Origin of the sequence: Aurantimonas sp. C2-5-R2 (assembly GCF_036549495.1) — a bacterium.
GTDB lineage: Bacteria > Pseudomonadota > Alphaproteobacteria > Rhizobiales > Rhizobiaceae > Aurantimonas > Aurantimonas coralicida_A.
In genome coordinates this window covers 1-739 of record NZ_JAZHLJ010000265.1, presented here as the reverse complement: position 1 = coordinate 739, position 739 = coordinate 1, and the positions used below count along the sequence as shown (strand labels likewise).

At 53.0% G+C, this 739-nt stretch carries 3 protein-coding genes; 2 read left to right on the top strand and 1 reads right to left on the bottom strand.

Annotated elements, in window-relative coordinates:
• Nucleotides 1-256: hypothetical protein (locus tag VQ044_RS25430; RefSeq protein WP_331827917.1), on the bottom strand; the 256-nt coding region annotated here is incomplete at its 3' end.
• A gap of 52 nt (nt 257-308) precedes the next feature.
• Between VQ044_RS25430 and VQ044_RS25990 the strand changes: the two genes are divergently transcribed.
• Both VQ044_RS25990 and VQ044_RS25425 read left to right on the top strand, forming a co-directional pair.
• Nucleotides 309-479: a DUF6471 domain-containing protein gene (locus tag VQ044_RS25990; RefSeq protein WP_442880772.1), complete on the top strand. Its 171-nt coding sequence runs from the start codon at nt 309-311 to the stop codon at nt 477-479.
• On the top strand, nt 479-739 hold a 261-nt coding region (locus tag VQ044_RS25425), incomplete at its 3' end, for a hypothetical protein (protein WP_331827916.1). The genes VQ044_RS25990 and VQ044_RS25425, both read left to right, overlap by 1 nt.

The window sequence follows — 739 nt, the reverse complement described above, 5'->3', positions numbered from 1 at the left end:
GGCAGCTGCGCCGACCTTTGACGGGCTTTACTCCGGGGAATGGGCGCACCCCACATTTAGTGGGCGTGGGTAACAACCGGATAGGCAAGGTATATAGATGGGGTGACGCATGCCGACCTATCGCCAGATCCAAGAGCACGTGAAAGCCGAATATGGCTTTTTGCCAAAGACGTGTTGGATCGCGCACGTTCTTTCCGACCATGGCTTGATGAAGCGCCAAGCGCCCAATCGGCACGATGCAAACGAAAGAATTCATCCTTGTCCGCCTGAGAAGCGGCAAGTGATCGAGGCCGCGCTTCGAGCCCTTGGTGCGTTTTCTACGTAAGAAAGTCTGTTTGTGGAATTGTGTCGAGCGTAGTGATGTGCAAACCACAGAAAAGGCAAGCGAGCGTCTTCACAAGATTGGAGTTGACGATAAGGAATTAATTCTGCTGAATAAGGTCAGCCGCAGGAAATTCACCGCAGGGTTTTTGTTTTAATGTCTTACCGCCATTGGTGTGCAGCAATTGTAGTTGGGTTGATTGTCTTCGGCACTTTAGGGCAGGCTCAAGAGATTGAGGATCGACAGAGGGGCGCTAGCCAGAAAGAGAATGCAGTCCAGCCGACGCTGCCACCATTGCGTATTCAAATTGTCGAGGATCAGGCCGACGCTCAGAGGCCGTTTCGAAACCCTGCCAAGACCAGCCTCCATGGTTCACCCGGGACGCCCAAACCCGCGGAAATCGGGTATCATGTCATT